Below are 25466 nucleotides of genomic sequence, written 5' to 3' on the forward strand. Positions count from 1 at the left end.
CCCCGCCCGGCTACCGCTCGACGCCGAGCGCCAGCGTGCGGACGGCCGCCGCGGCGACCGGTTCCGCCTTCGCCGTCTGCGAGTCGGCGGTAAGTCATGTGCCGGACAGGAGTGTTGGGAGAGGCCGGGCGGTCCGACGCTTTCGAAGAGTTTCGAGTGGATGCCAGGGCCGTTGACGCGCAAGGGGTTCGATTCTACCGTCCCGTCCGATGACGCGACCGCCGTTCGGGAAGCCGAACGGTGAACTCCCCCCACCCCAAGGAGCGTCCAGGTGATCCGTACCTCCCGCAGAGCCGCGCTGCTCGCCCTGCCCGCCGCGTTTCTGCTCGCACTGATGCCGACCGCCGCCTCCGCCTACCCCAACCCCGGCCGGGTCACCGGGAGTACGGTCGTCCACGACCCGACGATGATCCGGACCTCCGGCGGGCGGTACCTGCTCTACGCGACCGGGGGCGGCATCTCGTACCGGACCTCCACCGACCGGACCGCGTTCAGCGCCGGCGGCGACGCCTTCACCAGCAAGCCGAGCTGGTGGTCCTCGTACGGGGCCACCGAAGCCTGGGCGCCGGACATCTCGTACCGCGGCGGCAAGTACCTGCTCTACTACGCCGTTTCGACCTTCGGGTCCAACAAGTCGGCGATCGGGCTGGCCACTTCGTCCACCGGGCTGCCCGGGTCCTGGACCGACCAGGGCACCGTCTACACCTCCGCCACCTCCAGCGACTACAACGCCATCGACCCCAACCTCTTCGTGAACGACGACGGCAAGTGGTGGCTGTCGTTCGGGAGTTGGTGGACGGGGCTGAAGATGATCCAGCTCGACCCCGGCACCGGCAAGCAGCTCGCGGGCAACACGACCCGGTACTCCATCGCGTCCCGCCCCACCGGGACGAAGGCGGTCGAGGCGCCGTTCGTCGTGAAGCGCAACGGGTACTACTACCTCTTCGCGTCGTACGACACCTGCTGCGCGGGCACGAGCTCGACGTACAAGGTCAAGGTCGGCCGCGCCACCAGCGTCACGGGCCCGTACTACGACAAGAACGGCGTCGCCCTGACGAACAACGGCGGCACCCCCGTCCTGGAGACCCACGGCAGTGTCATCGGCCCCGGCGGCCAGTCCATCATGGCCGACTCCGACGGCGACCTGATCGTCTACCACTACTACGACGGCAACGACAACGGCACCCCCAAGCTCGGCATCAACCTGCTGAACTGGAGCTCGGGCTGGCCGGTGGCCTACTGAGACACGAAGATAAGGGCGGCACCCGTAGTCCCCCGGTATCCCTCCCGATACCGAAGTACTACGGATACCGCCCTGGCTCTCAGGTACTACCCCGCCTGCCCCATCCCCGCCGCGTTCGGCCAGCTCCCCGCGTTCGGCCACCCCGTGGCCGGCGCCGGGGTCAGCCCGTTCGTCCCCCGGACCTGGGCCGCCGTGAGCCCGCCTCGCGCCGGAACGCCGGGCGGAGTCATACCGGGCACACCGGCCGGCGGAACCGTCGACGCGGCGGGAGCCATCGGCGGAGCGGGAGCCATCGGCGGCACCGGGTCCGGCGGCATCGGAGCCGCCTGAGGCGCCGGCATCGGTATGCCCGCCCCGTTCGACGGCATCGGTATCTGCTGAGGCACCTGAGCGGCCATCATCGGCGCGCCCATCGGTGCCTGCCCCATGACCTGCCCCATGGCCGGAGCCATCGCCGCGGGCTGCATCGCCGCCGGAGCAGCCGGAGCCGCCGGAGCAGCCGGGGCCATGGAAGCCGCCGGGGCCATGGAAGCCACCGGCGCCAAGGGACTCGGCGCGACCGGCGGAGCCACCGGCATCTGCGCCGGCAGTCCGGCTCCGACGGCCGCCGCCATCGGAGCCGGGGCGCCGGCCGCGAGGGCCTGAGCGGCAAGTCCCTGCGTGCCGGCGCCGTTCGTGACCAGCCGGTCGACCGCGGCCGTACCGGAGCTGTACCCCACCGCCGGGGCCAGCTCGGGCACGGGGTTGCCCCGGCGCGTCCCGTAGAGCACCTGTTCCATGCCGGACACCAGACGGCGTACGTCGACCTGGGGGCGCACCACGAGCCGCAGGAAGCGGCTGGAGGAGCCGATCTTGTTGCCGCACTCCCGGACCAGGACCCGGTGCTCGGTGAGCAGCCGGTCGCGGACCACCGTCCCCTCGGCCCCCACCGGAAGACGGACGAAGAGGAAGTTCCCCTGCGAGGGGTAGACCGTGAGCCCCGGCAGCGCGGAGAGCTGACTGGCCATCTCCAGCCGGTCCTTGCGCACCTGCATCAGACTCTGGGCGTACTCGGGCCCGTGGTCCTTCAGCATGAACACCACGTGCTCGGCGAAGGAGTTGAGGTTCCACTTCGGCAGCATCGAGCGGACCTTGCCGGCCAGCGACGGGTTCGCGACGAGGTACCCGAACCGGATCCCGTGCAGCCCGAAGTTCTTGCCGAGGCTGCGCAGCACGACGACGTTCGGCCGCAGCATGGCCTCCTGGACGACGCTGGGTTCCTGCTCGGCGTCGGAGAACTCCAGGAACGACTCGTCGATGACGATGAGGTCGAGGTCGGCCATCGTGTCCATGAACTGCACCAGCGCCTGCCGGTGCTGGAAGCCGCCGTCGGGGTTGTTGGGGTTGCAGATCACGGCGACCCGCGTCCCCCGGGTCCGGATGAACTCCGCGTACTGCGCGAGGTCGAGGACGAACCCGTTGGCCTCCTGGAGCGGGAACATGTCGACCCGCTTGCCGGTCTCCATCGGCTGGTCGGTCCACCGGCCGAACGTCGGAACCGGCACCGCGAGCGACTCGCGCACCAGCAAGTGGTCGATCCAGGTGATGAGTTCGGTGGAGCCGTTGCCCATCGCCACGGCCTGCGGCGGGAGTTGGAGGAGGTTGCACAGCTCGGACGTGATCGTGTCGGCGCTGCTCGGGTAGTACGTGATGATGTCGCGGAACCGCGCCGCCATGTCGTCGAACATCGCGGGCGTCGGGAAGTACGGGTTGCACGGGATACAGAAGTCGACCGGGCCGGTGCCCTCCCCGCCTTCTCGCGTCAACGCGGCCATCGACGGGCTGTGCGCCGCCGTGCTGCGGAACAACGAGGTGACGTTGTCGGCCATGGAACCTCCGTTGTGGGCGGGCCCGTTGGGGACGACCGGGCCCGTCGCGGCTGGGCGGCCCGGACGAAGAAGCCCGGGCCGCCCATACATACGGAGGCTGGAGTGGCGCTGTTCACCCACTGAGAAATCGGTAAGAAGTTGTGAGTCTTCTGTGGGCAACAGCCGTATAGCCATGGCCGGTTCCCCAAATACCGGCCCGCGTACGGGAGTTGCTACCGCGCGCTGAACGAGTGCACGGTCCGCGTCCGGTACGTCTGCCCCGGCCGCAGCGTCGTCGAGGGGAACTTCGGCTGGTTCGGCGAGTCCGGGAAGTGCTGCGTCTCCAGGCAGAGCGCGTCGCCCTGGCGGTAGACGTGCCCGTCGGTCCCGGTCAGGGTGCCGTCGAGGAAGTTGCCGGAGTAGAACTGGAGCCCCGGCTGGTCGGTGGCGATCTTCAGGGTGCGGCCGGTCTTCGGGTCGCGCAGCGTCGCGACGTGCACCGGCTTCGCCGTGATCCCCTTGTCCAGCACCCAGTTGTGGTCGAAACCCTTGGCGAGGATCAGCTGGTCGTGCCCGGCGCGGATGTCGCGGCCGATGGGCTTGGGCTTGCGGAAGTCGAAGGGGGTGCCGGCGACCCGGGCCAGCTCACCCGTGGGGATGAGGCCGGAGTCGGTCGGGGTGTAGCGGCCGGCGGCGATCGTCAGCTCGTGGTTCTCGATCGTGCCGCTGCCCTCGCCCGCGAGGTTCCAGTACACGTGGCTCGTGAGGTTGACGACGGTGGCCTTGTCGGTGGTGGCCTCGTAGTCGATGACCCAGTCGCCGTGCTTGGTGAGCGTGTACGTCACCTTCGTCTTCAGCGTCCCCGGGTACCCCATCTCCCCGTCGGCGCTGGTGTAGTACAGGCGCAGCCCGACGTCAGTGCCCTTGACGAACGGCTCGACGTTCCAGACGTGCTTGTCGAAGCCCTTGGCGCCGCCGTGCAGGCTGTTGTCGCCGTCGTTCACGGACAGCTGGTACTGCTTGCCGTCCAGGGTGAACCGGCCCTTGCCGATGCGGTTGCCGTACCGCCCGATCAGCGCGCCGAAGTAGGGGGACTTGGCGACGTAGTCCTCCAGGTTGTCGAACCCGGCGGAGATGTTGGCGTAGTGGCCCTTGCGGTCCGCCGTCTCCAGGGAGTGGACGATACCCCCGTACGACAGGACCTTCAGCTTCGTCCCGCCGTTGGCCAGCGACCAGACGTACACCTTGGTGCCGTCGGCGAGCGTGCCGAAGAGCTTGCGCGACGGAGCCCTGCCCCCACCCGACGTACTACCCGTGCTCGCCTCGGCCGCCGAGCCGAGGGTGCTCGCGGCGATGCCCGCCGCGGCGGCGCCCGCGATGACCGTGCGTCTGTTCAGTTCCATATCTGCGGCCCCTTATGGGAAGGGCCCCACCCCCTCGGGGGTGAGGCCCGGAGATGGTTACGAACCGGACTTGCGCTTGTTCCACACGTCGAACCCGACCGCCGCCAGCAGGGCGAGGCCCTTGATGACCTGTTGCCAGTCGGAGCCGACACTCAGAAGGTTCATGCCGTTGTTCAGCACGCCGAGGACCAGACCGCCGATGATCGCGCCGAGGACGGTACCCACGCCGCCGCTCATGGACGCGCCACCGATGAACGAGGAGGCGATCGCCTCCAGTTCGAAGCTGAGCCCCGCCTTCGGAGACGCCGCGTTCAGACGGGCGGCGACCACCAGACCCGCCAGGGCCGCGAGCACGCCCATGTTGAGGAAGACAAGGAAGGTGACCTTCTTGTCCTTGACGCCGGACAGCTTGGCCGCCGGGAGGTTGCCGCCGATGGCGTAGATGTGGCGGCCGAACACCGAGTTGCGCATCAGGTAGCCGTAACCGACCACCAGGACACCGAGGATGAGCAGGATGATCGGCGCGCCCTTGTAGCTGGCGAGCAGCATCGTCACCGCGAGGATCGCCGCTGAGATCGCGATGATCTTCAGCAGGAACAGGTTGAACGGCACGACGTCGAGCGAGAACTCCTGCTGCCGCTTCCTGTCCCGGACCTCCTGGAGGACGGTGAAGACGATCAGCGCGAGCCCCAACAGCAGCGTGATGTTGTGGTAGTTGGTGTCCGGACCGGTCTCGGGCAGGAACCCGTTGCCCATCTTCTGGAGCCCGTCCGGGAACGGGCCGAGGGTCTGGCCCTCCAGCAGGATCTCCGTCAGACCGCGGAACAGCAGCATCCCGGCGAGGGTGACGATGAACGACGGTATGCCGAAGTAGGCGATGAGGAAGCCTTGTACGGCGCCGGCGACCGCGCCGACCAGCAGGCACAGCACCAGCGCGACCGGCCAGGACACGCTGTGCTGCACCGTCAGCACGGCCGCGAAGGCACCGACGAACGCCGTCACCGAACCGACCGACAGGTCGATGTGCCCGGCGATGATGACCAGCATCATGCCGATGGCCAGGATCAGGATGTAGCTGTTCTGGAGGACCAGGTTGGAGACGTTGCGCGGCAGCAGCAGGTCGCCGCCCGTCCACACCTGGAACAGCAGGATGATCAGGCCGAGCGCGATCAGCATGCCGTACTGGCGCATGTTGCGGCGCAGGCCGTTCAGCACCAGCTGGAGGAGATTCCCGCCGGCCCCGGAGCTCCCGCCCTTGCCGGGCGGAGCCGCTGCCGGGCTCTTGTCGGTCACGTCGGTGCTCATCGCGTTACCTCTTTGTCCTTCGTCATCTGACGCATCAGCACTTCCTGCGTGGCCTCGGCCCGCGAGAACTCACCGGTGAGCCGCCCGGCGGCCATGGTGTAGATGCGGTCGCACATGCCGAGCAGTTCGGGCAGTTCGGAGGAGATGAAGACGACCGCCTTGCCCTGGGCGGCCAACTGGTCGATGACCGTGTAGATCTCGTACTTGGCGCCCACGTCGATCCCGCGCGTGGGCTCGTCCAGGATCAGCACCTCGGGACCCGCGAAGATCCACTTGCTGAGGACGACCTTCTGCTGGTTGCCGCCGGAGAGCTTGCCCACCGGCTCGAACACCGTCGGCGCCTTGATGTTCATCGACTTGCGGTAGCCCTCGGAGACCTTCTGCTCCTCGTGCTCGTCGACGATGCCCCGCTTGGCGACCTTGTTCAGCGCCGTCAGCGAGATGTTGCGGTTGATGGTGTCGATGAGGTTCAGGCCGTAGTGCTTGCGGTCCTCGGTGACGTACGCGATGCCGTGCTCGACGGCCTCGGCGACCGTCTTCGTACGGATCTCCCGGCCGTCCTTGAGGACCGTGCCGCCGCCGTAACGGCCGTACGTGCGGCCGAAGACGCTCATCGCCAGCTCGGTACGGCCGGCCCCCATCAGGCCCGCGATGCCGACGATCTCCCCACGCCGTACATGAAGTGACACATCGTCAACCACCTTGCGCTGCTGGTCGATCGGGTGACCGACGGTCCAGCCCTTGATCTCCAGGGCCGGCGCGTCGTCCACCTCCCCGTCGTACGTGCTGCGTTCGGGGAAGCGGTGGTCGAGGTCGCGGCCGACCATGCCGCTGATGATCCGGTCCTCGGTGGTCTCCGCGGCCTTCACGTCCAGCGTCTCGATGGACCGGCCGTCGCGGATGATCGTCACCGAGTCGGCGACCTTGCGGATCTCGTTGAGCTTGTGGGAGATGATGATCGAGGTGATGCCCTGGTTCTTCAACTCCAGGATGAGATCGAGGAGTTTGTCGCTGTCCTCGTCGTTGAGCGCCGCCGTGGGCTCGTCGAGGATCAGCAGCTTCACCTTCTTCGAGAGCGCCTTCGCGATCTCCACCAGCTGCTGCTTGCCGACGCCGATGTCGGCGACCCGGGTGTCCGGGTGGTCCGTGAGGCCCACCCGGCGCAGCAGCTGCGTGGCGTGCCGCAGCGTCTCGCGCCAGTCGATGAACCCGCCCTTGGCATGCTCGTTGCCGAGGAAGATGTTCTCCGCCAGCGAGAGGTACGGCGACAGCGCCAGCTCCTGGTGGATGATGACGATGCCGCGGTGCTCGCTCGCCCGGATGTCCTTGAACTCGCAAGGCTCACCCTCGAAGAGGATGTCGCCCTCGTAACTCCCGTGCGGGTGAACGCCGGAGAGGACCTTCATCAAGGTCGACTTGCCGGCGCCGTTCTCCCCGCAGATGGCGTGGACCTCGCCCTGACGAACGGTCAGAGTGACGTCCGAGAGCGCTTTGACACCGGGAAAGGTCTTGACGATCGAGCGCATTTCCAGGACGGGTCCCGCCATGGTCGTGCCTTCCAATCCTTAAGGGCCGACGCTTACTTGAGCTGGTCCGCCGTGTAGAAGCCGCTCTGGACGAGTTCCTTCTCGTAGTTGGTCTTGTCGACGCTGACCGGCTCCAGCAGGAAGGCGGGGACGACCTTCGTGCCGTTGTCGTACGTCTTCGTGTCGTTGATCTCCGGCTTCTTGCCGTTCAGCGACGCGTCGACCATGTCGGTCGCGGACTGGGCGAGCTTGCGCAGGTCCTTGAAGACCGACATCGACTGCTGGCCCGCGATGATCGACTTCACGGACGCGATCTCGGCGTCCTGGCCGGTGATGACCGGCAGCGGCTTGGCGGCGGTGCCGTAGCCGTCGGAGCGCAGCGCGGCGATGATGCCGATCGAGATGCCGTCGTACGGCGAGAGCACCGCGTCGACCCGGCCCGAGGTGTACGTCGAGGTGAGGATGTCCTCCATGCGGCGCTGCGCGGTCGCGCCGTCCCAGCGCAGCGTGGTGACCTTGGTCAGCTCGGTCTGGCCGGACTTGACGACGAGCTTCTTCGAGTCGATGTACGGCTTGAGGACGCTCATCGCGCCGCCGAAGAAGTACTTGGTGTTGTTGTCGTCGTTGGAGCCCGCGAACAGCTCGATGTTGAACGGGCCCTTGCCGCTCGCCAGGCCCAACTTGTCGACCAGGTACTGCGCTTGAAGCTTGCCGACCTTCTCGTTGTCGAACGAGGCGTAGTAGTCGACGTTCTTCGTGCCGAGGATCAGGCGGTCGTAGGAGATGACCGGGATCTTCGCGTCGGCGGCCTGCTGGAGGACGTTGTTCAGCGACTTGTTGTCGATCGCCGCGATGATCAGCGCCTTGACGCCCTGCGTGATCAGGTTCTCGATCTGCGAGACCTGCTGGTCGGGCTCGTCCTCGCCGTAGACCAGCTTCGTCTTGTAGCCCTTGGCCTCAAGGTCCTTCACGACGTTCTTGCCGTCGGCGATCCACCGCTCGGAGGACTTCGTCGGCATCGAGATGCCGACCAGGGCGCCCTTGCTGCTGTCGCCCGACTTCTCCTCGCTGCCGCCCTCGCCGCTCTGGCCGCAGGCGGACAGGGTCAGGGCGAGGGAGGCGGCACCGGCTATGGAGGCGAGTACGGCTCTGCGGTTGCGCATGGTGATCAATCCTTGTGTTCTCGTCGTTGAGAGACCGGCGTCCCCGTCAGGCGCCGGGTCGTGCAAGCTGTGCTGAGGCTGCTCAGTCCCCGGTCGGGAAGCGGTTGAGCGTTCCCGGCAGCCGGGAGCCGAGCGGCGCCATCGCGCCGTCCGCGCCGTGCCGGGCGAGCAGGTCCAGGGCGAGCCGGCCGCGCCGGACCCGTTCCCGGGCGGTGTCCAGGGTGACGTCCCGCAGATGGGTGCCCCACGGGTAGATCGAAGGCGCCTTGGACAGACCGAACTTGAGGTAGAGCGGTGCGCCGCGCCGGATCAGCTCGGCGACCTCGTACATCCGCACGTAGCCGCCGAGGTCATCGGGGGCCTCGATGTACATGTCCATCGGAGCGCCCGACACCCGCCGGATCTCGGTGAGGTGATCCAGCGTCAGATCGCTGGGCACGTTCACCGAGTCGGCGCCGAGCCGCTCGTAGACCGCGTACGCCGCCGGGTTGACCGGGCCGATCAGCGCGGACACCTTCAGCGTGGTGTCGGCGGGGATGATGCCCTGCTCGCGGGCGCGGTGCAAGGTCCACAGCACGCCCTCGTCGGCGACCAGCAGACACTTGACGCCCAACTCCGTGGCCCGGACGGCGTCTTCGACACAGCCGGCGACCGCGTCGTGGCCCCGGGCGCGCAGGCCGCCGCCGCGCGAGTCGGTGCGGGTGGAGCCGCCGATGTCCCAGGTGCCGCGCGGGCCGGTGAACAGGCAGAGCTCGATGTCGCGTTCGGCGGTCGCCTCGACCATCTCGGTGATCTCGGCGTCGGACAGCATCCACACCCCGCTGCCCTGGCTGATCCGGTGGATCGGCACATCGAGGCGGGAGGACTCCTTCAGTACGACGGCCAGCGCTTCGGGACCCTCGCAGGAAGGGACCTCGGTGCGCCAGGTGCCGCCGCCCGGGAAGGTGTGGGCGGAGGCGTCGGCGGGGTCGAGCGCGGGCGCACCCAGGCCGAGCGCGGTGAGCACGGGCTCACCGGGACGACGGGCTGCCGGAACGGAAGCGTCGGTCACAAGCTTTCCTTCGTTGTCCTGGAGGTTCGATATTTCGGACGAGGTTCGCGGCTCGGGGTACGGGTGGAGCGCGGGGGTGGAGCGCGGGTACCTCTCGAGAGGTACGCGGGTACTTCTCGAGAGCTACCGGTACGGGGGTACTACGGCTTCAGCAGGACCTTGCCGACCTTCGGATCCCCGGAGCCGACCAGCTCGATCGCCTCCGAGAACTCCGCGAGCGGAAGCTCGTGCGTCACCAGCGGCAGCGGATCGAGGAGCCCGGCGCCGAAGACCCGCACGGTGTGCGCCCAGGCGTCCGGCGGCGCCCCGAACACGGTGTGCACCTCCAGCTGCCGTACGACGAGGTCGGTCGGGTCGAGACCCTCGGCGCCCGGCGCCGGGATCCCGGTCAGCACCAGCCGCCCCCCGCGCCGCAGCAGCGAGGCCGCCGTACGCGCCGCCGAGGCGGAACCGGCCGTCTCGATCACCACGTCGAAGTCGTCCGGCAGCTCCTGGTCGCGCGTGCGGAAGTCGCTCGCCCCGAACTGCCGCGACAGCGCCTCCCGGTCGCCGCGGGTGCCCACGACGAGCAGTTCGGCCGGCGAGCCCGCCTTCAGGAACTGAACGGCGAACATCCCGAGCGTCCCGGTCCCGACGACCGCCACCCGCTCACCCGGCAGCGCGTTCGCCTTGATCGCGGCAGCCGCGATACAGGCGGCCGGCTCCAGCAGCGCGGCGGCGGTCAGGTCCGCGTCCTCGGGCAGGACGTGCAGCAACCGCGCCGGAAGCGTCAGCGTGGAGGCCATCGCGCCCGGCTGCGTGAACCCGGTCTCCTCGTACCCGTCGGTGCACAGCGTCGTCTCACCTGCGTGACACCGGTCGCACACCTGGCAGTTGCGGAAGCCTTCCCCGACGACCTTGCGGCCTACGAGAGTTGACGGCACCCCGGCGCCGACGGCCTCGACGGTCCCGGACCACTCGTGACCCGGCGTGAGGGGGTAACGGACGTACCCCTCGGGCCTGTTGCCCTGGTACACCTCGCGGTCGCTGCCGCAGATGCCCGTCGCGTGGACCCGCACCAGCGCCTCGCCCGCCAGCGGCTCGCGCGGCGTGTGCGGCTCGACGCGGTGCTCGCCCGGCGCCTGGACGACGACCTGCGTACTCACTGCGTACCCTTCGGCTTGCGCTGCTCCCAGCCCTCGGCCCACAGGTCGAACCGGGCCTGCTGCTGCGGGAATTCGGCCGCCGCGTCCGCGTCGAACTCGACGCCGAGACCCGGCGCGTCCGACAGGTGGAAGTACCCGTCGACGACCTCCGGCGCACCCTTCACGATCTTCTTGATCTCCGCGTCCGCGAAGTCGTTGAAGTGCTCCAGGATCTTGAAGTTCGGGGAGGTGAAGCCGACTTGGAGCGAGGCGGCGGTCAGCACGGACCCGCCGACGTTGTGCGGGGCGACCAGCATGTAGTGCGTCTCGGCGGTCGCCGCGAGCTTGCGGGTCTCCCAGATGCCGCCGATGTGGCCGACGTCCGGCTGGATGATGTCCACGGCCTGGCTCTCGAACAGCTCGCGGAACTCGATGCGGTCGTGGATGCGTTCACCCGTCGCGACCGGGATGTCGACCTTCGCCGCAACCTTTTCGAGAGCTTTCAGGTTCTCCGGCGGGCACGGCTCCTCCAGCCACGCGGGCTTGAAGGGCGCGAGCTCGTTCGCCAGGCGCACGGCGGTGGACGGCGAGAACCGGCCATGCATCTCCAGCATCAGCTCCGCGTCGGGGCCGATCGCGTCGCGCACGGCCTCGATCAGCGAGACCGCGTACAGGGTCTGCTCGTGGTCCAGCTCGAAGTGGCCGGTCCCGAACGGGTCGATCTTCAGCGCCTTGTACCCGCGCGCCATCACGCCCTGCGCGGCCTTGTGGTACGCCTCGGGGGTGCGCTCGGTGGTGTACCAGCCGTTCGCGTACGCCTTGACCTTGTCGGTCACCTTGCCGCCCAGCAGCTGCCACACCGGCACGCCCAGGGCCTTGCCCTTGATGTCCCAGCAGGCCATCTCGATGACCGCGATGCCGGACATCACGATCTCGCCGGCGCGGCCGTAGTCGCCGTACTTCATGCGGCGTACGAGGTCTTCCACCGCGAACGGGTCGGAGCCCAGAATGTGGTTGGTCTCGGCTTCGCGCAGGTAGCCGATCAGTGCGTCGGTGTGGCCCAGCATCCGGGTCTCGCCGACTCCGGTGATCCCTTCGTCAGTGTGCACCTGGACGTAGGTCAGGTTGCGCCACGGCGTCCCGACCACGTGTGTGCTGATTCCGGTGATACGCACGGATGTTGCCCCTCAGCTGTTCGAGATTTCGTCACACGTTCGAAATGCTGGCGTGACAGTAAGGACGGCGTGAGGGGAGTGTCAATGGGTCGAACGCATAACGGTTTCGACAGTTTCGCTCCGGCCCACCAGGTTTCGATCGCCTGTTCCCACGAAACCTCCACAGGCTCCTCTAGGAAATCCACGTGTCGGGAACCTAGTCTTCCCGCGTCATGGACTACTGCCACTCCTGCCGACGCCACCTGAACGGCGCACTCGCCTGCCCCGGCTGCGGCGCCTCCGCCGCGTCGCTACGCGCGTATCCGGAGGGGTACGGGGAGCAGCCGAGCGGCGGTTACGGAGAGCAGGGCGCAGCGGCTCAGGAGCCGTACGGGGTGATACCCGAGGCGTACGGGTACGAGCCGGCCCCGGAACCGGTCACGGAGCCCGTCACCGAACCGGTCGCGGCCGAGGACCCCGAGAGTACGACGGGTATGACGCCGACGGCCGAGAGTGGCCGCGCGGCCCGCCGCCGGGGTCGTACCGTCCCCCCTGAGAGCCAGTCCGACGACACCGGCGCCACCGACGACGACGGCGCGACCGGCGACGACGCCGCCGACGGCGAGGACGCGCACCCGGCGTCCGGAGCGAGCCGTCGCGATCGCAAGGCGTCCGCGCACCGAAGACGCCGTCGCCGTGCCGTACTGATCGCGGCCGGCGTGATCCTGCTCACGGCCGGTGTCGGCCTCGCGGAACTCGGCATGGACGCCCCCGGCTCCTCCTCCGGCAACCCGGCGGCGGCCGGCGGCGAGTCCGCCGAGGTCGACGGCGCGTCCCCGACTCCCGGCGACCCGGCCCGTCCCCTGGACGACCCCTCCTCACCTGCGAAGTCCGACCCGAGCGCGTCCGCCTCCCCGTCGGCCTCGCCCTCCCCCTCCGCGTCGGGCAGCGCATCCCCGACCCCGACGGAGACGGACCCCGGCACCACCCCGGCCGACCCCGCGCCGACAGCCCCCGCCGGGTCCGTCCCGACAGACCCCGACCCCACGAGCCCCCCGGCGGACCCGACACCGACCGCGCCGTCCCCCCAGCCGTCACCGTCGGAAACCTGCAACCGTTTCCTGTGGTGGTGCACGTAGGCCGTACCTCGGAGCTACCCGGCTACGACCTACGCACGACCCCGAAGCGCCCCACCACAGTCGCCCCCTGCTTGAGGGAGCCGCGCCCGGCCCGCTCTCCTCCGGGGGAAGCCGCGCCTGGAAGGCACCCTGCTTGAGACGCTCCCCGCCCGAGAGAGCCGCACCCAAGGCGCCTCCCCGTTTGAAGGGGCCGCGCTCGGGCCGCTCTTCTCCGGGAGAGCCGCGCTCAAGGCGCCCCCCGCTTGAGAGGGCCGCGCTTGGGGCGCCGTCCTCCTCCGGGGGGAGCCGCGCCTGGGGGAGCTCCGCTCAAGGCGCCCCCTGTTTGGGACGCCCCCGCTTGGGATGCCCCTCGCCGGGGAGAGCCCCGCCCGAGGCCCTCCACTTGAGGCGCCCCCCGCCTGGGGGAGCCCAGCCCGAGACCCCTCGCTTGAGGGAGCCGAGCCTGGGGCGCCCCGCCTGGGGGGAGCCCCGCCTGGGACGCCCCCCTCCCGAGGGAACCCCGCCCGAGGCGCGCCCCCCGACCCGCCCGGTCTCACATCGCGAGCACCGCCTCATGCACTGCCCGAACCAGCCGTTCGTTCTCCGGCGCGGCCCCGCCGGGGAAGGCCATCCGGCGCCGGGTGTACCCGTAGGCGAACCCCCCGCGCGGATCGGCGAACGCCTGGGAGCCCCCGGCGCCGCTGTGCCCGAAGGAGCCGGCGCCGAGGAAGGGGTACGCGGTGTCGGCCACCGCCTGGAACCCGAGCCCGAAGGATTTGTGCGCCCGGGCCACCAGGTCGTACCCCGTGGAGTGGATCTGCCCGACCTCGGCGATGGTGTCCGGCTTCAGCAGCGGAGGCCGCCCGTCCACCTCGAACAGCACTGCCGCGTACATCCCCGCGAGCCCCCGCGCGGCGGCGACCCCGCCCGCCGAGGCGGGCCCCTTGGCGCGCACGGCACGGGAGTTGGCGTAGGAGACGAGGTCCCCGGGGTCCGGGACGTGCGTGTTGAACGCGATGGACGCCAAGGAGTGCGGGGCGGCCGGCACGGCGTCCAGCTCGGCCTGCTGCGGGGGAGTCGGCAGCATCGGCTGCACGGACCGGAAGCGCGGTTCGAGCGCCGTCGGCAGCCCGAGGAAGAAGTCGAGCCCGTACGGCGCCCGCACCCGGTCCTCGTACACTTCTTGAAGGCTGCGGCCGGTCGCCCGGCGCACCACCTCGCCCGTCAACGCCCCGATCACCAGGGCGTGATAGCCGAACGCCGTGCCGGGACGCCAGAACGGCCGCTGGTCGGCGAGGCGTTCGGCTGTCAGCCGGTCGTCGGCCAGCTCCGCCGCCGAGAACCCGGCGTCCAGGCCGACCACGCCCGCGCGGTGCGTGATCAGGTCCCGCAGGGTCAGCTGACCCTTGCCCTCGGCGGCGAACTCCGGCCAGTAGTAGGTGACTTTGCGGTCCAGCTCCAGCGTGCCGTCCTGCACGAGGAGCGCGACGACGAGGTGCGCGGCCCCCTTCGTCGACGAGAACACCCCGTACAGGGAGTCGGGTCCCGCCTCCTCGCCCGCCCACAGGTCGACCACTCTGCGGCCGTCCGCGTAGGCGCACAACTGGCCCTCGTAATCGGGCCGTTCAGTCGCCACGAACGCGGCGAACTCCTCCCGTACGGACGTGAAACCGTCCGCGACGGTGCCGTGGATCTCCAGGGTCATCCGCTCTCCTCGACCAGACCGCTGCTTGCGTGTGCCATGGTGAACAAAGCCTGTGCGACCTGGGGGAATTCCCCCTTCGGATGATCCCTGAAGAGGGGTTCCGTGCCGAACAGGACGGCATGCGGCCCGCTCACGACCGACGGCCGCCCGGCCGCGGCGGACGGACCGCCGGTGCCGTCGGCCCGCGCCCGCCAGTGGCCGGAGACGAGCGGGTTCCCGGCGGCGTACGACTCCTCCACGCGTACCCCCGCGCCGAGGCCGGTGAACCAGACGGGGGCGTACGCGAACGCGTACCCCCGCGACGTCGGACTCGCCACCCGGACCACCCCGTTGGCGTCCTCGTTGCCCTCGACGGCGGTCACCGCCAGCAGCCCCGCCCCGGCGTTGACCTGGGCGCCCACGGCGCCCCGGCCGACCAGCCCGTGCCCCGCGAGGAACCCGTCCAGCGCGCTCCTCGCACCCGCGGTCAGACGGGCATGGTCGAGCCCGGCCGACGCGAACAGGACGTCGACGGAAGCCCAGTCGAAGCCCGCGTTGAGGATCTCCGTCGAGACCGGCGTCACCTCGAAGCCTATCTCCCGCAGAGCGAACAGCTCGCCGGAGGTGACGGCCGCGGCGACCCGGACGCGGTGCAGCGGAGCCGTCCCGGTGAACGGCGTCGCGGTGAAGGCGACATTGTGGGCGCGGGCCGCCCGCACGGCCGCGCGGCGGGCGGACGCCGGGACGATCACGCTGGTGGCGCTGGACCGGCGTACCGAAACACCTTGCGCCAGGAGGGAGTTGAGGGCCGCGTACGCGTTCGGGTCGTCCAGGTGCAGGCTGAGGTTGCCGTAGGCCGGCACCGAACTCACCGGTGCGGCGCGGGAGATGGCGTGCGCTGCGGGGAGGCGCCCGGTGGCGACCCGTTCGACCTTCGCGCCCCACAGGCGGCCCAGGCTCCAGCCCGAGATGTCGTACATCGCCGTGACCTTGCCGCTGATGTCGCGGCCGTCGGCCAACAGGGCGTTCGCCAGGCCGCGTTTGGGCTGGCGCATGTCCACGAGGTAGGCGCCGGAAGGGGAGTTGGCGCGGGTGACGCGTATGTCGTTGGCGATGAGGTGGTCGACCAGCCGGGCCGCTGCCGTCGTGCCGGACGGGATGACGTACGCGCGCGGGAACGTCGTCGTGTAGACGTCCTCCGGGCCGATTCCCGGCACACCGGGGACAGTTGAGGAGGAGACCGGGATCTGTGCCGCGCCTCGCGCGCCGCGCCGGAAGACCTCGATCTGGTCGGCGATCAGCTGGGCGCGGCGGGCGCGCACGAAGTCGAGGGTGGCGTTCATCGCGGCGCCCGCGACGGCCGTGTTGATGCCGGAGCGCCGCCGGAGTTCCGCGACGGGCAGGCCGTACGCCGCGTTGTTCACCGGCAGCGGGATCTCGACCGTGTGGGCGGCCACCGTGCCGTGGTAGGCCGCGTACTGCGGGGTGAAGATGGGCGGCCAGTCGTCCCAGCCCTCCTGCTGGTCCCGGAACGGGATCTGCGCGGGTTCGACCCCGTCCCGACCCGGCGTGTAGCCCAGGGAGTTGACGGACTTCTCCATGCCGAGGGCGTTCGCGTACGTGTTCTTCAGGAACAGGTCGTACTCGTAGTTCTCGCCGTGCGGGGGAGTGGTCGGCTCGATCAGGGTGCCGTTCACGTACCCGTGCAGGTCCAGCATGACGGCCGGCTGCTTGTCGATCTGGATCCGCCGCATCGCCCGCGTCTCCGGCTGCGAGGCCGTCACGAAGTCCCGGTTCAGGTCGAAGCCGTTCGCGTTCGCGCGGGTGCCGGCGATCCTTCCGTCCGGGTTGGCGGTGATGTTGAAGTACAGCCGGGTGTGGGCGAGGAGATCCCTCGTGCGCGCGTCGTTCGCCGTCGCGAGCCGCTCGATCACCTTCAGGGAGGCGTCGGTGCCTTCCCACTCGTTGCCGTGGATGTTGCTGTTGAAGAAGACGGGCGCCTTGTACCCGGCGACCTGCCGGGCCGACGACACGCGAGCGTCCTCGATGAGCCGCCGGGTCCGCTCCTGCGCCCGCGCCTGCGCGGCGCTCTCCGGCGCGGTCACGGTCACCAGATACAGCCGATGCCCGCCCGCCGACCGGCCGGTGACCTCCACACTCACCCGATTCCCCAGCCGCTGGAGCGAGTTCAGCCTGGCCGCGATCGCGTGATACGGCGTGAGCCCCAACTTGATGGACTTGTCAGCAGAGTCGACGGGGTCCGGCGAGAGCACCACCCGCCGCGGATACCCCCGCCCGTCCTCGCCCGGCTCGGCGACGGGCGCCGCGAGCGCCCGACGGGCCGCCGCCGCCCCCGAGTCGGCGGCACTCCCGGTGAACTCCCGCTCCCTGCTGGGCTGTTCGTTCTCCGCACGGGCCGTCCCCGGCCCCAGCAGGAACGAGCCCGCCACGGCCCCCACGACACCGACGATCAGCAAAGGTCTGACAGGGATGGTTCTCGTGCTCCTCACGCGTACCTCCTCAGATCGGTACGGCGAGATGTACCTGTTCGACTCAACGGCAACAAGAGGGCCCGGAAATCACCACGGCTCGCGGGCACGCGCGAAGGCCGCACCCCACGTCCAGGGATGCGGCCTCGGGAACACCGGGCGCTGTGCGCGCCCCGGTCAGAGCTTGACGATCATCTTGCCGATGTTGTCGCCGCGCAGGACGCCGAAGAACGCTTCGAGGTTGTTCTCGATGCCCTCCACCACCGTCTCCTGGTACTTCAGCGCACCCGAGGCGATCCAGGGGGCGACCTCGGCGACGAACTCGGGCTGGAGGTCGTAGTGGTCGCCGACGAGGAAGCCCTCGATGCGCCCGCGCGTCTGGATGAGGCGGGCGAGGTTGCGGGGGCCGGGGGCGGGCTCGGTGTTGTTGTAGACCGAGATCATGCCGCACACGGCGATCCGGCCGCCCTGGTTGAGGGAGCCGATCGCGGCTTCGAGGTGGTCCCCGCCGACGTTGTCGAAGTAGACGTCGATCCCGTCGGGCGCGGCCTCGCGCAGCAGGTCGGAGACCTTGCCGGTCTTGTAGTTGAACGCGGCGTCGAAGCCGTACTCCTCGACGAGGAGCTTGACCTTCTCGTCGGACCCGGCGGAGCCGATGACCCGGGAGGCGCCCTTCAGCCTGGCGATCTGCCCGACCTGGCTGCCGACGGCGCCGGCCGCGCCGGAGACGAAGACGGAGTCGCCCTCCTTGAACGCGGCGGTACGCAGCAGGCCCGCGTACGCGGTGAGGCCGGTCATGCCGAGGACACCGAGGTACGTGGACAGGGGCGCCGCACCGGCGTCGACCTTGACGGCCTGCTTCGCGTCGAACGTCGCGTACTCGCGCCAGCCGCCGAAGTGCAGGACGTGGTCGCCGACGGCGATGCCCTCCGCGTTCGACTCGATCACCTCGCCGACCGCGCCGCCCTGCATGGCCTTGCCCAGCTCGAACGGGGCGGTGTACGACTTCGCGGCGCTCATGCGCCCGCGCATGTACGGGTCCACCGACAGGTACGTGTTCCGGACCAGGACCTGACCCTCACCGGGCTGGCGGACCTCCGCCTCGACCAGGGCGAAGTCCTCGGTCTTCGGCCAGCCGACGGGGCGGCTGAGCAGGTGCCATTCACGGTTGAGCATGGGGGGACCCTTCCTCACAGGTACATCAGGCGGATTTATTTCACACGCATTTATTTAACTACGTGAAACAATCATGCGGCTGGATATTTCATGTTGTCAAGTATCGGGGTACCCTGGTGAGCATGGCCACAGACAGCACCCGCCGCTACGACCCCCTCACCGTGGAAGTCATCGAACTCATCGGCGAGGTCGTGGCCCGCTTCCACGACGACTACGACACGGCGGCCACGGAACACTCCCTCACGGGCGCGCAGGCCCGCCTGCTCAGCCTCCTCACCCTCGAACCGCTCCCCATGCGCAAGATCGCCGAGCGCCTGAAGTGCGAGCCGTCGAATGTCACGGGCATCGTCGACCGCCTCGAATCCCGCGGCCTCGTCGAGCGCCGCCCCGCGCCCGCCGACCGCCGCGTCAAGCTCGCCGCCGCCACCGACGAGGGCCGCAAGGTCGCCCGCGACCTGCGCGACTCCCTGCGCTTCGCCCACGAGCCCTTCGCGGAGCTCACCCGGACCGAGCGCGAGGTCCTGCGGAGCCTGCTGCGCCGCATGATCGGCGAGCCCGAGGCGGGCGCAGGACAGGGCGAAGGACAGGGCGGAGAGCCGGGCGCCGACGGAGCGGAGGGCGTTGTCAGCGGCGGCCGATAGAGTTTCCCCATGCGCGATCTTGGGGTGGGTTTCGGGTATCTGGTGCAGGGCCAGCGGTGGGTGGTCGGGCACCGGAGGCAGTACGGCTTCGGCCTGATCCCCGGCCTGATCACGCTCGTGCTGTACGTCGCGGCCCTCGCCTCCCTGATCATGTGGGGCGGCGACCTCGTCTCCTGGGCGACGCCCTTCGCCGACGACTGGTCCAGCCCCTGGCAGGGCCTCTTCCGCGGCTTCCTCACGGTCGTCCTGTTCGCCCTCGCGCTGCTCCTCGCGGTCCTCACGTTCACGGCCGTCACGCTGCTCGTCGGCCAGCCGTTCTACGAGAGCCTCTCCGAGAGCGTCGACCGGGACGTCTCGCCCGACGGCACCGCCCCCGAGTCCGGCCTCCCCCTCTGGCGCGACCTCCTCATCTCCGCTCGCGACAGCCTCCGCGTCCTCCTGCGCGCGGGCCTGTGGAGCGTCCTCCTCTTCGGCCTCGGCTTCCTCCCCGTCGTCGGCCAGACCGTCGTGCCCGTCATCGGCTTCTTCGTCACCGGCTTCTTCCTCACGGAAGAGCTGACCGCCGTCGCCCTCCAGCGCCGGGGCATCGAACTCCGCGCCCGCCTGAGCATGCTGCGCTCCCGCAAGACGCTCGTCTGGGGGTTCGGTACGCCGCTGGGCATCGCGTTCCTCGTCCCCGTGGTCGCCGTCTTCCTCATGCCGGGCGCGGTCGCGGGGGCGACGCTGATGGCCCGGCACATGCTCGAAGAGGAGAACAGGGAGGAGCACCGGGAGGACCACGAGGGCGACGACGCGCGGGTGGTGGACGGGGCGCGCTAGGGGGTGCCGCGAAGGGGCAGCCGGCGGGTGCGGCTCCGTCGGGGTACTTCGCGCAGTTCCCCGCGCCCCTAAAAGCCCCGAGCTGACCCACCGCCGCGAACAGTTCCGCCCGCGGACACCGCCGTACGCACGATCTCCCGCACCTGGCCCACGATCCGCTCCCGGTTCCCCACGAACTCCGGGTCCGTCACCTCCGTCGTGTTCCCCGCCCCGAACTGAAGCACCGGCGTGTGCACATGGCCGCCCGGCAGGGAGTCGTGCAGGCCGAGGCGGTCCCTCAGCAGGGTCGCCCGGTACGCGATCTCGTTGGACAGGTAGTCACCGCCCCCGCCCTCGCGGGCGGTCGAACCCGGCGTCGGTCCGTCGGGCCGCTCGACCGGGGCCGTACCGCCCGCCGGTATCTCCGTGACGCTCGTGTTGTCGTACACCGGGAACGGGCCCGTACGGGCCGCGACGATCGCCGCGTACGGGAGCGTCGTGGCCGTCCACTGCGGCTGCGACGCCGGATCGGTGACCGGGATCGTCTCCGTGCGCCCGATGTTGTCGTTGTCCCCGAAGCCGCCGCGCCAGGCGCCGTTGGTGCGCTCGATGTCGAACCGGCCCACGCGGCCCTGGCTGACGGTGGTGAAGAGGTCGACCTGGGGGAGCTGGGGGCGGAGCGTGCGCTCGACCGTCCCTTCCGTGAAGTCCCGCCAGCGCACCGGGAACACGGCCGTCTCGATGCGGGCGGGACCCTGAGCGGTCTCGATCACCGTGCCGTCCAGCGCGAGCGCCGTGGCCCCGGACGGGTTGGAGATACGGATGTCCGCGTCGAGGGTGAAGGGGTCGAACCCGGTGACGAGGACCCGCTTGATCCCCTTGTCGCGGGCGGGGTAGGCGATGTCCGTCTGCCCACGGGACGTCCGCTCCACCTCGTCCAGCAGCGCCGCCCGTCGCGCCGAGCTCAGCCCGAACGACGGCTCCCAGCCCCGCACTTCACGCGTCATCCCCAACCGCGCCCAGTACAGCGGCCGGTCGTCGCCCCGGCTCAGATCACCGGCCGCGGGACCCCGCCCCTGCGCACGGTCCACGGCCCGCCGCCACAGCGCGGAACCGTCCCGCACGACGACGGCACGGGCCTGCTCGTAACTGTGCGCCCCGCCGAGCGCCCGAGCGAACTCCGGTGCCACGGAGGCGAATCCGGACCGGGCGAGGATCTCCTGGGGCACGGCACGGTCGAGGCGCTGCTCCTCGACGGTCGGTGCGGGCCGGGGCGCGGCGCTCGCGGTGAGGGGGGAGGCGAGGCCCGTGAGGAGGGCGAGGCCGAGGGCGCCGACGTGGACGCGGAGAAGGGAGGGCATGTGGGGGTTTCCGTTCCTTCCGGGAAGGCTGGGACCCCGGAATCATCCCGTGCCGGGAGTGGTCCACGCCATGGCGCGAGCCGTCTCCGCGAGAACCTCCACGAACGCCTCCCCGGCAGCCGGTACGGCCCGCCCCCGCACGGTCGCCGCGTACACGGCCCGCGCCGGACCCCCTTCGTCGACGACCCGCACGAGCGCGACGTCCCGCCGCACCGCCCCGGCGGCCAGCGCGGGCACCAGCGCGACCCCGAGCCCGGCGGCGACGTACCCCAGCTTGGCCGTCCACTCCCCGACGACATGGGCGACCCGGGGACGGAACCCCTGCCTCGACGCGGCGTCCAGCAAGGTCCCTTCGGGGTGCGGGCCGCCCGAGATCCAGTCGGCGTCGGCGAGTCGGGCGAGCCGTACGTCCGGCGCCCCGGCGAGCGGGTGGCCGGCGGGGAGGGCGACGTACAGGAACTCGTCGAGGAGGTGCCGGAGTTCGTAGGGCGCGAAGGAGGCCCCGCCCGTCGTGGACACCACCGCCACGTCCAGGTGCCCCGCCGCCAGCCGCTCCAGCAGCCCCGCGGTGAACCCCTCCTCCCGGCTCACCGCCACCCCCGGCCGCTCCGCCCGGAACCGGGCCAACGCCCGTGGCACCAGGGCGACATCGGCCGACGCGAACGCCCCGAACCGCAGCCGCCCCGCCGTCCCCGCGCGCAGCGCCCCCAACTCCCGCCGCACACCCACGAGTACGTCCGCCACGGTCTGCGCGTACGGCACGAGCACCCGGCCCGCCTCGGTCAGCCGCACCCCGCGAGGCAGCCGCTCGAACAGCGGGCCCGACCCCAACGCCCCCTCCAGCGAGGCGACTTGCCGGGACACGGCGGACTGCGTCCACCCGAGGTCGCGGGCGGCAGCCGTGAACGACCCCTGCCGGGCCACCTCCAGGAAGACCCGCAGCCAGACCGTGGACAACTCGCCCGACGCCGGCGCACCCGATCCATGCTCGTTCCGCATACCGGCCATGCTAGACATTCGCTTGTCGCATCACGCGACGCGAACCTACCGTCGCCCCATGCGCATCACCCTCGACAACCCCGCCACCGCCCCGCAGCCCCTCTCGCCGTACTACTCCCAGGTCGCCCGCGTCGAACACCCCGACGGCAGCGCCCTGTTGTACCTCTCGGGCCAGATCGCCGAAGGCGCCGGTCTCGCCGAGCAGTCCCGGGGGGTCTTCGAGACGATCGCCGCGCTGCTGGCGGCGCACGGGGCGACCCTGGCCGACGTCATCAACATCCGCACCTACCTGACGGACATCTCGCGGCTCGCCGAATACGCCGCCGTACGGGGGGAGTTCCTCACCGGCACCCCGCCGACCAGCATGACGTTCGAGGTCCCGAGGCTGTTCCGGCCGGAGGCGCTGATCGAGATCGAGGTCGTCGCGGCGACCGGACCGGCAACCGGGCCGGCGACACAAGCCACACAAAAAGGCCCCACCGTCCGGAACTTGTGAAGGGTTCGTTCGGAATCCAAGGGGGTAGATCGTCCGAGGACGGTGGAATCGCCGCGCAGCGGATAGCGTGCGACGCGGGGTTCCCCTCGGGAGCTGCCCCGGTCCGGGACCCTGACCCCTGGACCGGGGTTCCCCCGCACGAAACCCCGCGAACAGCCCGCCCGGCGATCAGCGTGCCGAGAACCCGTACACCGTCTCCGAACGGTACACCTCGCCCGGCCGCAGCACCGTCCCCGGGAAGTCCGGGCGGTTCGGCGAGTCCGGGAAGTGCTGGGTCTCCAGGGCGATCCCCGCGCAGGGCGCGAACGGCGCCGAGAGGTGGTCGGCCGTGTAGACCTGGATGCCGGGTTCCGTGGTCGAGACCGTGAGGGTCCGGCCCGACGCCGGGTCGTGCAGCTCGGCGATCTCCTCCGCCTGTGCCGTCACCCCCTTGTCCAGCACGAAGTTGTGGTCGTACCCGCCGCCCGCCTTGCGGGACGTACGGAAGTCGAAGCGCGTGCCGGAGACCCCGGCCGGCTCGCCCGCCGGGATCAGCGTCGCGTCGACCGGCGTGTACCGCGAGGCGTCCACCCGGAGTTCGTGGTCGGTCGCCACGCCGGACGCGGCGAGGTTGAAGTAGCTGTGGTTCGTGAGGTTCACGACGGTCGGCGCGTCGGTCGTCGCCTCGTACGAGATCCGCAGCGCGCCTGCCGCGTCGAGCGCGTACGTCACCGAGACGTCCAGCCGCCCCGGGAAGCCCTCCTCGCCGTCGGGGGAGACACGGCTGAGGCGTACGCCGTAGGGACCGGCCTCCTCGGCGGCCCACACGACCTTGTCGAAGCCGGCCGGACCCCCGTGCAGCGAGTTCGGCGCGTTGTTGGCGGCCAGCCGGTACTCCCGCCCGTCCAGCGTGAACCGCGCCCCCGCGATCCGGTTCGCGTACCGCCCGATCAACGCGCCGAGGAACGGCTCGGGATGGTCGAGGTAGCCCGCGAGATCGGCGAACCCCAGCACCACATCGCCCGCGCGCCCGTCCCGGTCGGGGACCTCGACGGACTGCACGATCCCGCCGTACGACAGGATCCGCACCCGGGTCCCGGCCCGCTCCAGGGTCCAGCGGTGCACCGGGGTGCCGTCGGAAAGTGTTCCGAAGTGTTCGCTCATGAGCGAAACCCTAAGTCACGCCTCCCCCGCCGGGACACGTCCCTTTCACGCCTGAGGCGCCGTCACCTTGGCGTACGCGATCTCCGCGAGCCGCGCCTGCCCGTCCTTGCTCGGATGGAACCAGTCCCACCGGCTCAACTGCTTCGTCCCGAACCGGTAGTCGTACACCGCCCCGCCGTCGAACCGGCACCGCTGGTCCTTCGCGCACACCTCCTTCAGCACGGAGTTGTACTCCCGCACCCGCTCCTGCACGGAGTCCCGCCGCGTGACCGCCGCCTGGTCCACCGCCGTCGCGTCTGCCAGCATCGACGGGCAGATCCCCAGCTTCCAGACGACCTTGCCGAGCGGCTTGGTCAGCCCCTCGGACCACAGCCGCTTGAGATCGGGCACGCTCGCCACGTACACCTGCGACGTGGGCGACACCGACCGCAGCGCGGCCATCGACTGCTCGAACGACGTACGGAACGCCGAGACCGGCGTCATCGCCGCGACCGTGTCGCGACACGCGTCGTTCGCCCCCGCCATGACCGTCACCAGCGCCGGCTTGCGCGTCCCCGCCTGCGCCATCTGGCCCGGCAGATCGGCCATCAGGGCGCCCGTCTTGGCGTAGTTCCAGCTGTGCGTCGCCGCCTTGGGCCCCAGCAGCCGCACGGCGAGCGAGTCGACGTCCGCGCTGTCGCCCGTCGCCCACGACACCTCCGGGCAGTCCTGGAGGATCCCGCACGCGTCGAACCCGCGCGTGATGGAGTCCCCGACGGCCGCCAGCGACGCCGGACGCGTGTTCCACGCCGGGGGAGGCTTCGCCCCCGCGCGCGTCCCCGAAGGAGCCGCGGAGCCCGCCGCGCCCCCTGAGTCCCCGCCCACGACCCCGCCCGTGCACCCCGCCACCGCCAGCGACACCCCCGCCATCACCCCGGCGAACACGCCCCGCCCTCGCGTCGTCACCATGCTCGACTGGTCCCTTCGGCCGTCCGGTCCCTGACCCCCGCACCTAGTACAACGCAGCCGAGTTCCCGAACCCGCTCCAGGACATCTCCTCGCCGACTTCCGACGTGATCCACGGAACGTTCCCCACCCGCGCAGGCGTCCTGCCGAGTGAATGGCGGGCCTTTCGGGGCACCTGGACCGACGGTACGTCACACTCCTCACCCCGTCGCACGGTAGCCTCGCCATCAACGTGGCTGCCCCGACGCTGCCGCTCAACCAGCCCTGCAAGATGTCCCGCTCTGTCCGGAGGTCCCGGTGACGACACGTGGAGTTCTGTACGTGCACTCCGCGCCGCGCGCGCTGTGCCCGCACGTCGAGTGGGCCATCGCCGGGGTGCTCGGCACGCGCGTCAACCTCGACTGGATCCGCCAGCCCGCCGCGCCCGGAACCTGGCGTTCCGAGTTCTCCTTCAAGGGCCAGGCCGGTACGGCGTCCAAACTCGCGTCCGCGCTGCGGGGCTGGCAGATGCTGCGCTTCGAGGTCACGGCCGAACCCTGCGCGAGCGCCGAGGGCGAGCGCTACAGCTGCACACCCGACCTCGGCATCTTCCACGCCGTCACCGGCATCCACGGCGACATCCTGATCCCCGAGGACCGGCTGCGGGCCGCCCTCCTGAGATCCCAGCGCGGCGAGACCGACATCGAGACGGAGATCACGAAGCTGCTCGGCAAGCCGTGGGACGACGAACTGGAGCCGTTCCGGTACGCCGGTGAGGGCGCGCCCGTGCGGTGGCTGCACCAGGTCGTCTGAGCCAAGAC

At 70.4% G+C, this 25466-nt stretch carries 21 protein-coding genes; 6 read left to right on the forward strand and 15 right to left on the reverse strand.

The window, feature by feature from the left end; genetic code table 11:
* Positions 1-334: 334 nt before the first annotated feature.
* A complete protein-coding gene (locus tag PV682_RS23120) occupies positions 335-1243 on the forward strand; it encodes an arabinan endo-1,5-alpha-L-arabinosidase (protein ID WP_319733111.1) in 909 nt (302 codons plus the stop codon).
* 86 nt (positions 1244-1329) lie between these two features.
* Here PV682_RS23120 and PV682_RS23125 read toward each other — a convergent pair whose 3' ends face one another.
* The 8 genes from PV682_RS23125 to PV682_RS23160 all read right to left on the reverse strand — a co-directional run bounded on the left by PV682_RS23125 (position 1330) and on the right by PV682_RS23160 (position 11837).
* Positions 1330-3111, reverse strand: a complete 1782-nt coding sequence (locus tag PV682_RS23125; protein WP_319732827.1) for a pyridoxal phosphate-dependent aminotransferase — start codon at positions 3109-3111, stop codon at positions 1330-1332.
* Between the two features lie 212 nt (positions 3112-3323).
* Complete coding sequence (locus PV682_RS23130) at positions 3324-4493, reverse strand: aldose epimerase family protein (protein WP_319732829.1); 1170 nt, start codon at positions 4491-4493, stop codon at positions 3324-3326.
* Positions 4494-4550: 57 nt separating this feature from the next.
* A complete protein-coding gene (mmsB, locus tag PV682_RS23135; RefSeq protein WP_319732831.1) occupies positions 4551-5798 on the reverse strand; it encodes a multiple monosaccharide ABC transporter permease in 1248 nt (415 codons plus the stop codon).
* Positions 5795-7345 carry a multiple monosaccharide ABC transporter ATP-binding protein gene (gene mmsA / locus PV682_RS23140; protein WP_319732833.1) on the reverse strand — a complete coding sequence of 517 codons (1551 nt, stop codon included), beginning with the start codon at positions 7343-7345 and terminating at the stop codon, positions 5795-5797. The genes mmsB and mmsA overlap by 4 nt, the downstream gene beginning before the upstream one ends.
* 32 nt (positions 7346-7377) lie before the next feature.
* Positions 7378-8487 (reverse strand): multiple monosaccharide ABC transporter substrate-binding protein, encoded by a 1110-nt coding sequence (chvE, locus tag PV682_RS23145; RefSeq protein WP_319732835.1) that lies wholly within the window; start codon positions 8485-8487, stop codon positions 7378-7380.
* A gap of 82 nt (positions 8488-8569) precedes the next feature.
* Positions 8570-9538 (reverse strand): hypothetical protein, encoded by a 969-nt coding sequence (locus tag PV682_RS23150; RefSeq protein ID WP_055723069.1) that lies wholly within the window; start codon positions 9536-9538, stop codon positions 8570-8572.
* 140 nt (positions 9539-9678) lie between these two features.
* Positions 9679-10683, reverse strand: coding sequence for a zinc-dependent alcohol dehydrogenase (locus PV682_RS23155; RefSeq protein WP_319732837.1), 1005 nt, complete (start codon positions 10681-10683; stop codon positions 9679-9681).
* A complete protein-coding gene (locus tag PV682_RS23160; protein ID WP_319732838.1) occupies positions 10680-11837 on the reverse strand; it encodes a mandelate racemase/muconate lactonizing enzyme family protein in 1158 nt (385 codons plus the stop codon). Before PV682_RS23160 ends, PV682_RS23155 begins: the two co-directional genes overlap by 4 nt.
* A gap of 212 nt (positions 11838-12049) precedes the next feature.
* Here PV682_RS23160 and PV682_RS23165 point away from each other — a divergent pair, with 212 nt between their 5' ends.
* Complete coding sequence (locus PV682_RS23165) at positions 12050-12955, forward strand: SCO2400 family protein (RefSeq protein WP_319732840.1); 906 nt, start codon at positions 12050-12052, stop codon at positions 12953-12955.
* Positions 12956-13487: 532 nt separating this feature from the next.
* Here PV682_RS23165 and PV682_RS23170 read toward each other — a convergent pair.
* The 3 genes from PV682_RS23170 to PV682_RS23180 form a co-directional block, all read right to left on the reverse strand.
* Complete coding sequence (locus PV682_RS23170) at positions 13488-14639, reverse strand: serine hydrolase domain-containing protein (protein WP_319732842.1); 1152 nt, start codon at positions 14637-14639, stop codon at positions 13488-13490.
* Positions 14636-17128 carry a M14 family zinc carboxypeptidase gene (locus PV682_RS23175; protein WP_319732844.1) on the reverse strand — a complete coding sequence of 831 codons (2493 nt, stop codon included), beginning with the start codon at positions 17126-17128 and terminating at the stop codon, positions 14636-14638. The genes PV682_RS23170 and PV682_RS23175 overlap by 4 nt, the downstream gene beginning before the upstream one ends.
* Positions 17129-17284: 156 nt before the next feature.
* A complete protein-coding gene (locus PV682_RS23180) occupies positions 17285-18283 on the reverse strand; it encodes an NADP-dependent oxidoreductase (RefSeq protein WP_319732846.1) in 999 nt (332 codons plus the stop codon).
* A 122-nt stretch (positions 18284-18405) separates the two neighbouring features.
* On the opposite strand from PV682_RS23180, the gene PV682_RS23185 reads away from it, so the two are divergent.
* Positions 18406-18924: a MarR family winged helix-turn-helix transcriptional regulator gene (locus PV682_RS23185; RefSeq protein ID WP_319732848.1), complete on the forward strand. Its 519-nt coding sequence runs from the start codon at positions 18406-18408 to the stop codon at positions 18922-18924.
* Between the two features lie 9 nt (positions 18925-18933).
* Positions 18934-19743, forward strand: coding sequence for an EI24 domain-containing protein (locus tag PV682_RS23190; RefSeq protein WP_319732850.1), 810 nt, complete (start codon positions 18934-18936; stop codon positions 19741-19743).
* A gap of 68 nt (positions 19744-19811) precedes the next feature.
* On the opposite strand, the gene PV682_RS23195 is transcribed toward PV682_RS23190, so the two are convergent.
* Together PV682_RS23195 and PV682_RS23200 are read right to left on the reverse strand one after the other, a co-directional pair.
* Positions 19812-21083 carry a pyroglutamyl-peptidase I family protein gene (locus PV682_RS23195; RefSeq protein ID WP_319732852.1) on the reverse strand — a complete coding sequence of 424 codons (1272 nt, stop codon included), beginning with the start codon at positions 21081-21083 and terminating at the stop codon, positions 19812-19814.
* Positions 21084-21125: 42 nt separating this feature from the next.
* Positions 21126-22091, reverse strand: coding sequence for a LysR family transcriptional regulator (locus PV682_RS23200; protein WP_407705724.1), 966 nt, complete (start codon positions 22089-22091; stop codon positions 21126-21128).
* 49 nt (positions 22092-22140) lie between these two features.
* On the opposite strand from PV682_RS23200, the gene PV682_RS23205 reads away from it, so the two are divergent.
* On the forward strand, positions 22141-22578 hold the full coding sequence (locus PV682_RS23205; protein ID WP_319732856.1) for a RidA family protein: 438 nt from the start codon (positions 22141-22143) through the stop codon (positions 22576-22578).
* 168 nt (positions 22579-22746) lie between these two features.
* Here PV682_RS23205 and PV682_RS23210 read toward each other — a convergent pair whose 3' ends face one another.
* Both PV682_RS23210 and PV682_RS23215 read right to left on the reverse strand, forming a co-directional pair.
* Positions 22747-23721 (reverse strand): aldose epimerase family protein, encoded by a 975-nt coding sequence (locus PV682_RS23210; RefSeq protein ID WP_319732858.1) that lies wholly within the window; start codon positions 23719-23721, stop codon positions 22747-22749.
* Positions 23722-23766: 45 nt separating this feature from the next.
* On the reverse strand, positions 23767-24669 hold the full coding sequence (locus PV682_RS23215; protein ID WP_319732860.1) for an SGNH/GDSL hydrolase family protein: 903 nt from the start codon (positions 24667-24669) through the stop codon (positions 23767-23769).
* Positions 24670-24963: 294 nt separating this feature from the next.
* Between PV682_RS23215 and PV682_RS23220 the strand changes: the two genes are divergently transcribed.
* Positions 24964-25458 (forward strand): DUF3145 domain-containing protein, encoded by a 495-nt coding sequence (locus PV682_RS23220; RefSeq protein WP_109363598.1) that lies wholly within the window; start codon positions 24964-24966, stop codon positions 25456-25458.
* Positions 25459-25466: the final 8 nt, after the last annotated feature.

It is taken from the genome of Streptomyces niveiscabiei, assembly GCF_033794345.1.
Classification (GTDB): domain Bacteria; phylum Actinomycetota; class Actinomycetes; order Streptomycetales; family Streptomycetaceae; genus Streptomyces; species Streptomyces niveiscabiei.

Coding starts and splice junctions, on each gene's coding strand:
- chvE (WP_319732835.1), bottom strand. CDS start 8,487: ATGCGCAACCGCAGAGCCGTACTCGCCTCCATAGCCGGTGCCGCCTCC.
- PV682_RS23210 (WP_319732858.1), bottom strand. CDS start 23,721: ATGAGCGAACACTTCGGAACACTTTCCGACGGCACCCCGGTGCACCGC.
- PV682_RS23170 (WP_319732842.1), bottom strand. CDS start 14,639: ATGACCCTGGAGATCCACGGCACCGTCGCGGACGGTTTCACGTCCGTA.
- PV682_RS23200 (WP_407705724.1), bottom strand. CDS start 22,091: ATGGCCGGTATGCGGAACGAGCATGGATCGGGTGCGCCGGCGTCGGGC.
- PV682_RS23125 (WP_319732827.1), bottom strand. CDS start 3,111: ATGGCCGACAACGTCACCTCGTTGTTCCGCAGCACGGCGGCGCACAGC.
- PV682_RS23165 (WP_319732840.1), top strand. CDS start 12,050: ATGGACTACTGCCACTCCTGCCGACGCCACCTGAACGGCGCACTCGCC.
- PV682_RS23185 (WP_319732848.1), top strand. CDS start 18,406: ATGGCCACAGACAGCACCCGCCGCTACGACCCCCTCACCGTGGAAGTC.
- mmsB (WP_319732831.1), bottom strand. CDS start 5,798: ATGAGCACCGACGTGACCGACAAGAGCCCGGCAGCGGCTCCGCCCGGC.
- PV682_RS23130 (WP_319732829.1), bottom strand. CDS start 4,493: ATGGAACTGAACAGACGCACGGTCATCGCGGGCGCCGCCGCGGCGGGC.
- PV682_RS23190 (WP_319732850.1), top strand. CDS start 18,934: ATGCGCGATCTTGGGGTGGGTTTCGGGTATCTGGTGCAGGGCCAGCGG.
- PV682_RS23180 (WP_319732846.1), bottom strand. CDS start 18,283: ATGCTCAACCGTGAATGGCACCTGCTCAGCCGCCCCGTCGGCTGGCCG.
- PV682_RS23205 (WP_319732856.1), top strand. CDS start 22,141: ATGCGCATCACCCTCGACAACCCCGCCACCGCCCCGCAGCCCCTCTCG.
- PV682_RS23195 (WP_319732852.1), bottom strand. CDS start 21,083: ATGCCCTCCCTTCTCCGCGTCCACGTCGGCGCCCTCGGCCTCGCCCTC.
- PV682_RS23215 (WP_319732860.1), bottom strand. CDS start 24,669: ATGGTGACGACGCGAGGGCGGGGCGTGTTCGCCGGGGTGATGGCGGGG.
- PV682_RS23120 (WP_319733111.1), top strand. CDS start 335: ATGCCGACCGCCGCCTCCGCCTACCCCAACCCCGGCCGGGTCACCGGG.
- mmsA (WP_319732833.1), bottom strand. CDS start 7,345: ATGGCGGGACCCGTCCTGGAAATGCGCTCGATCGTCAAGACCTTTCCC.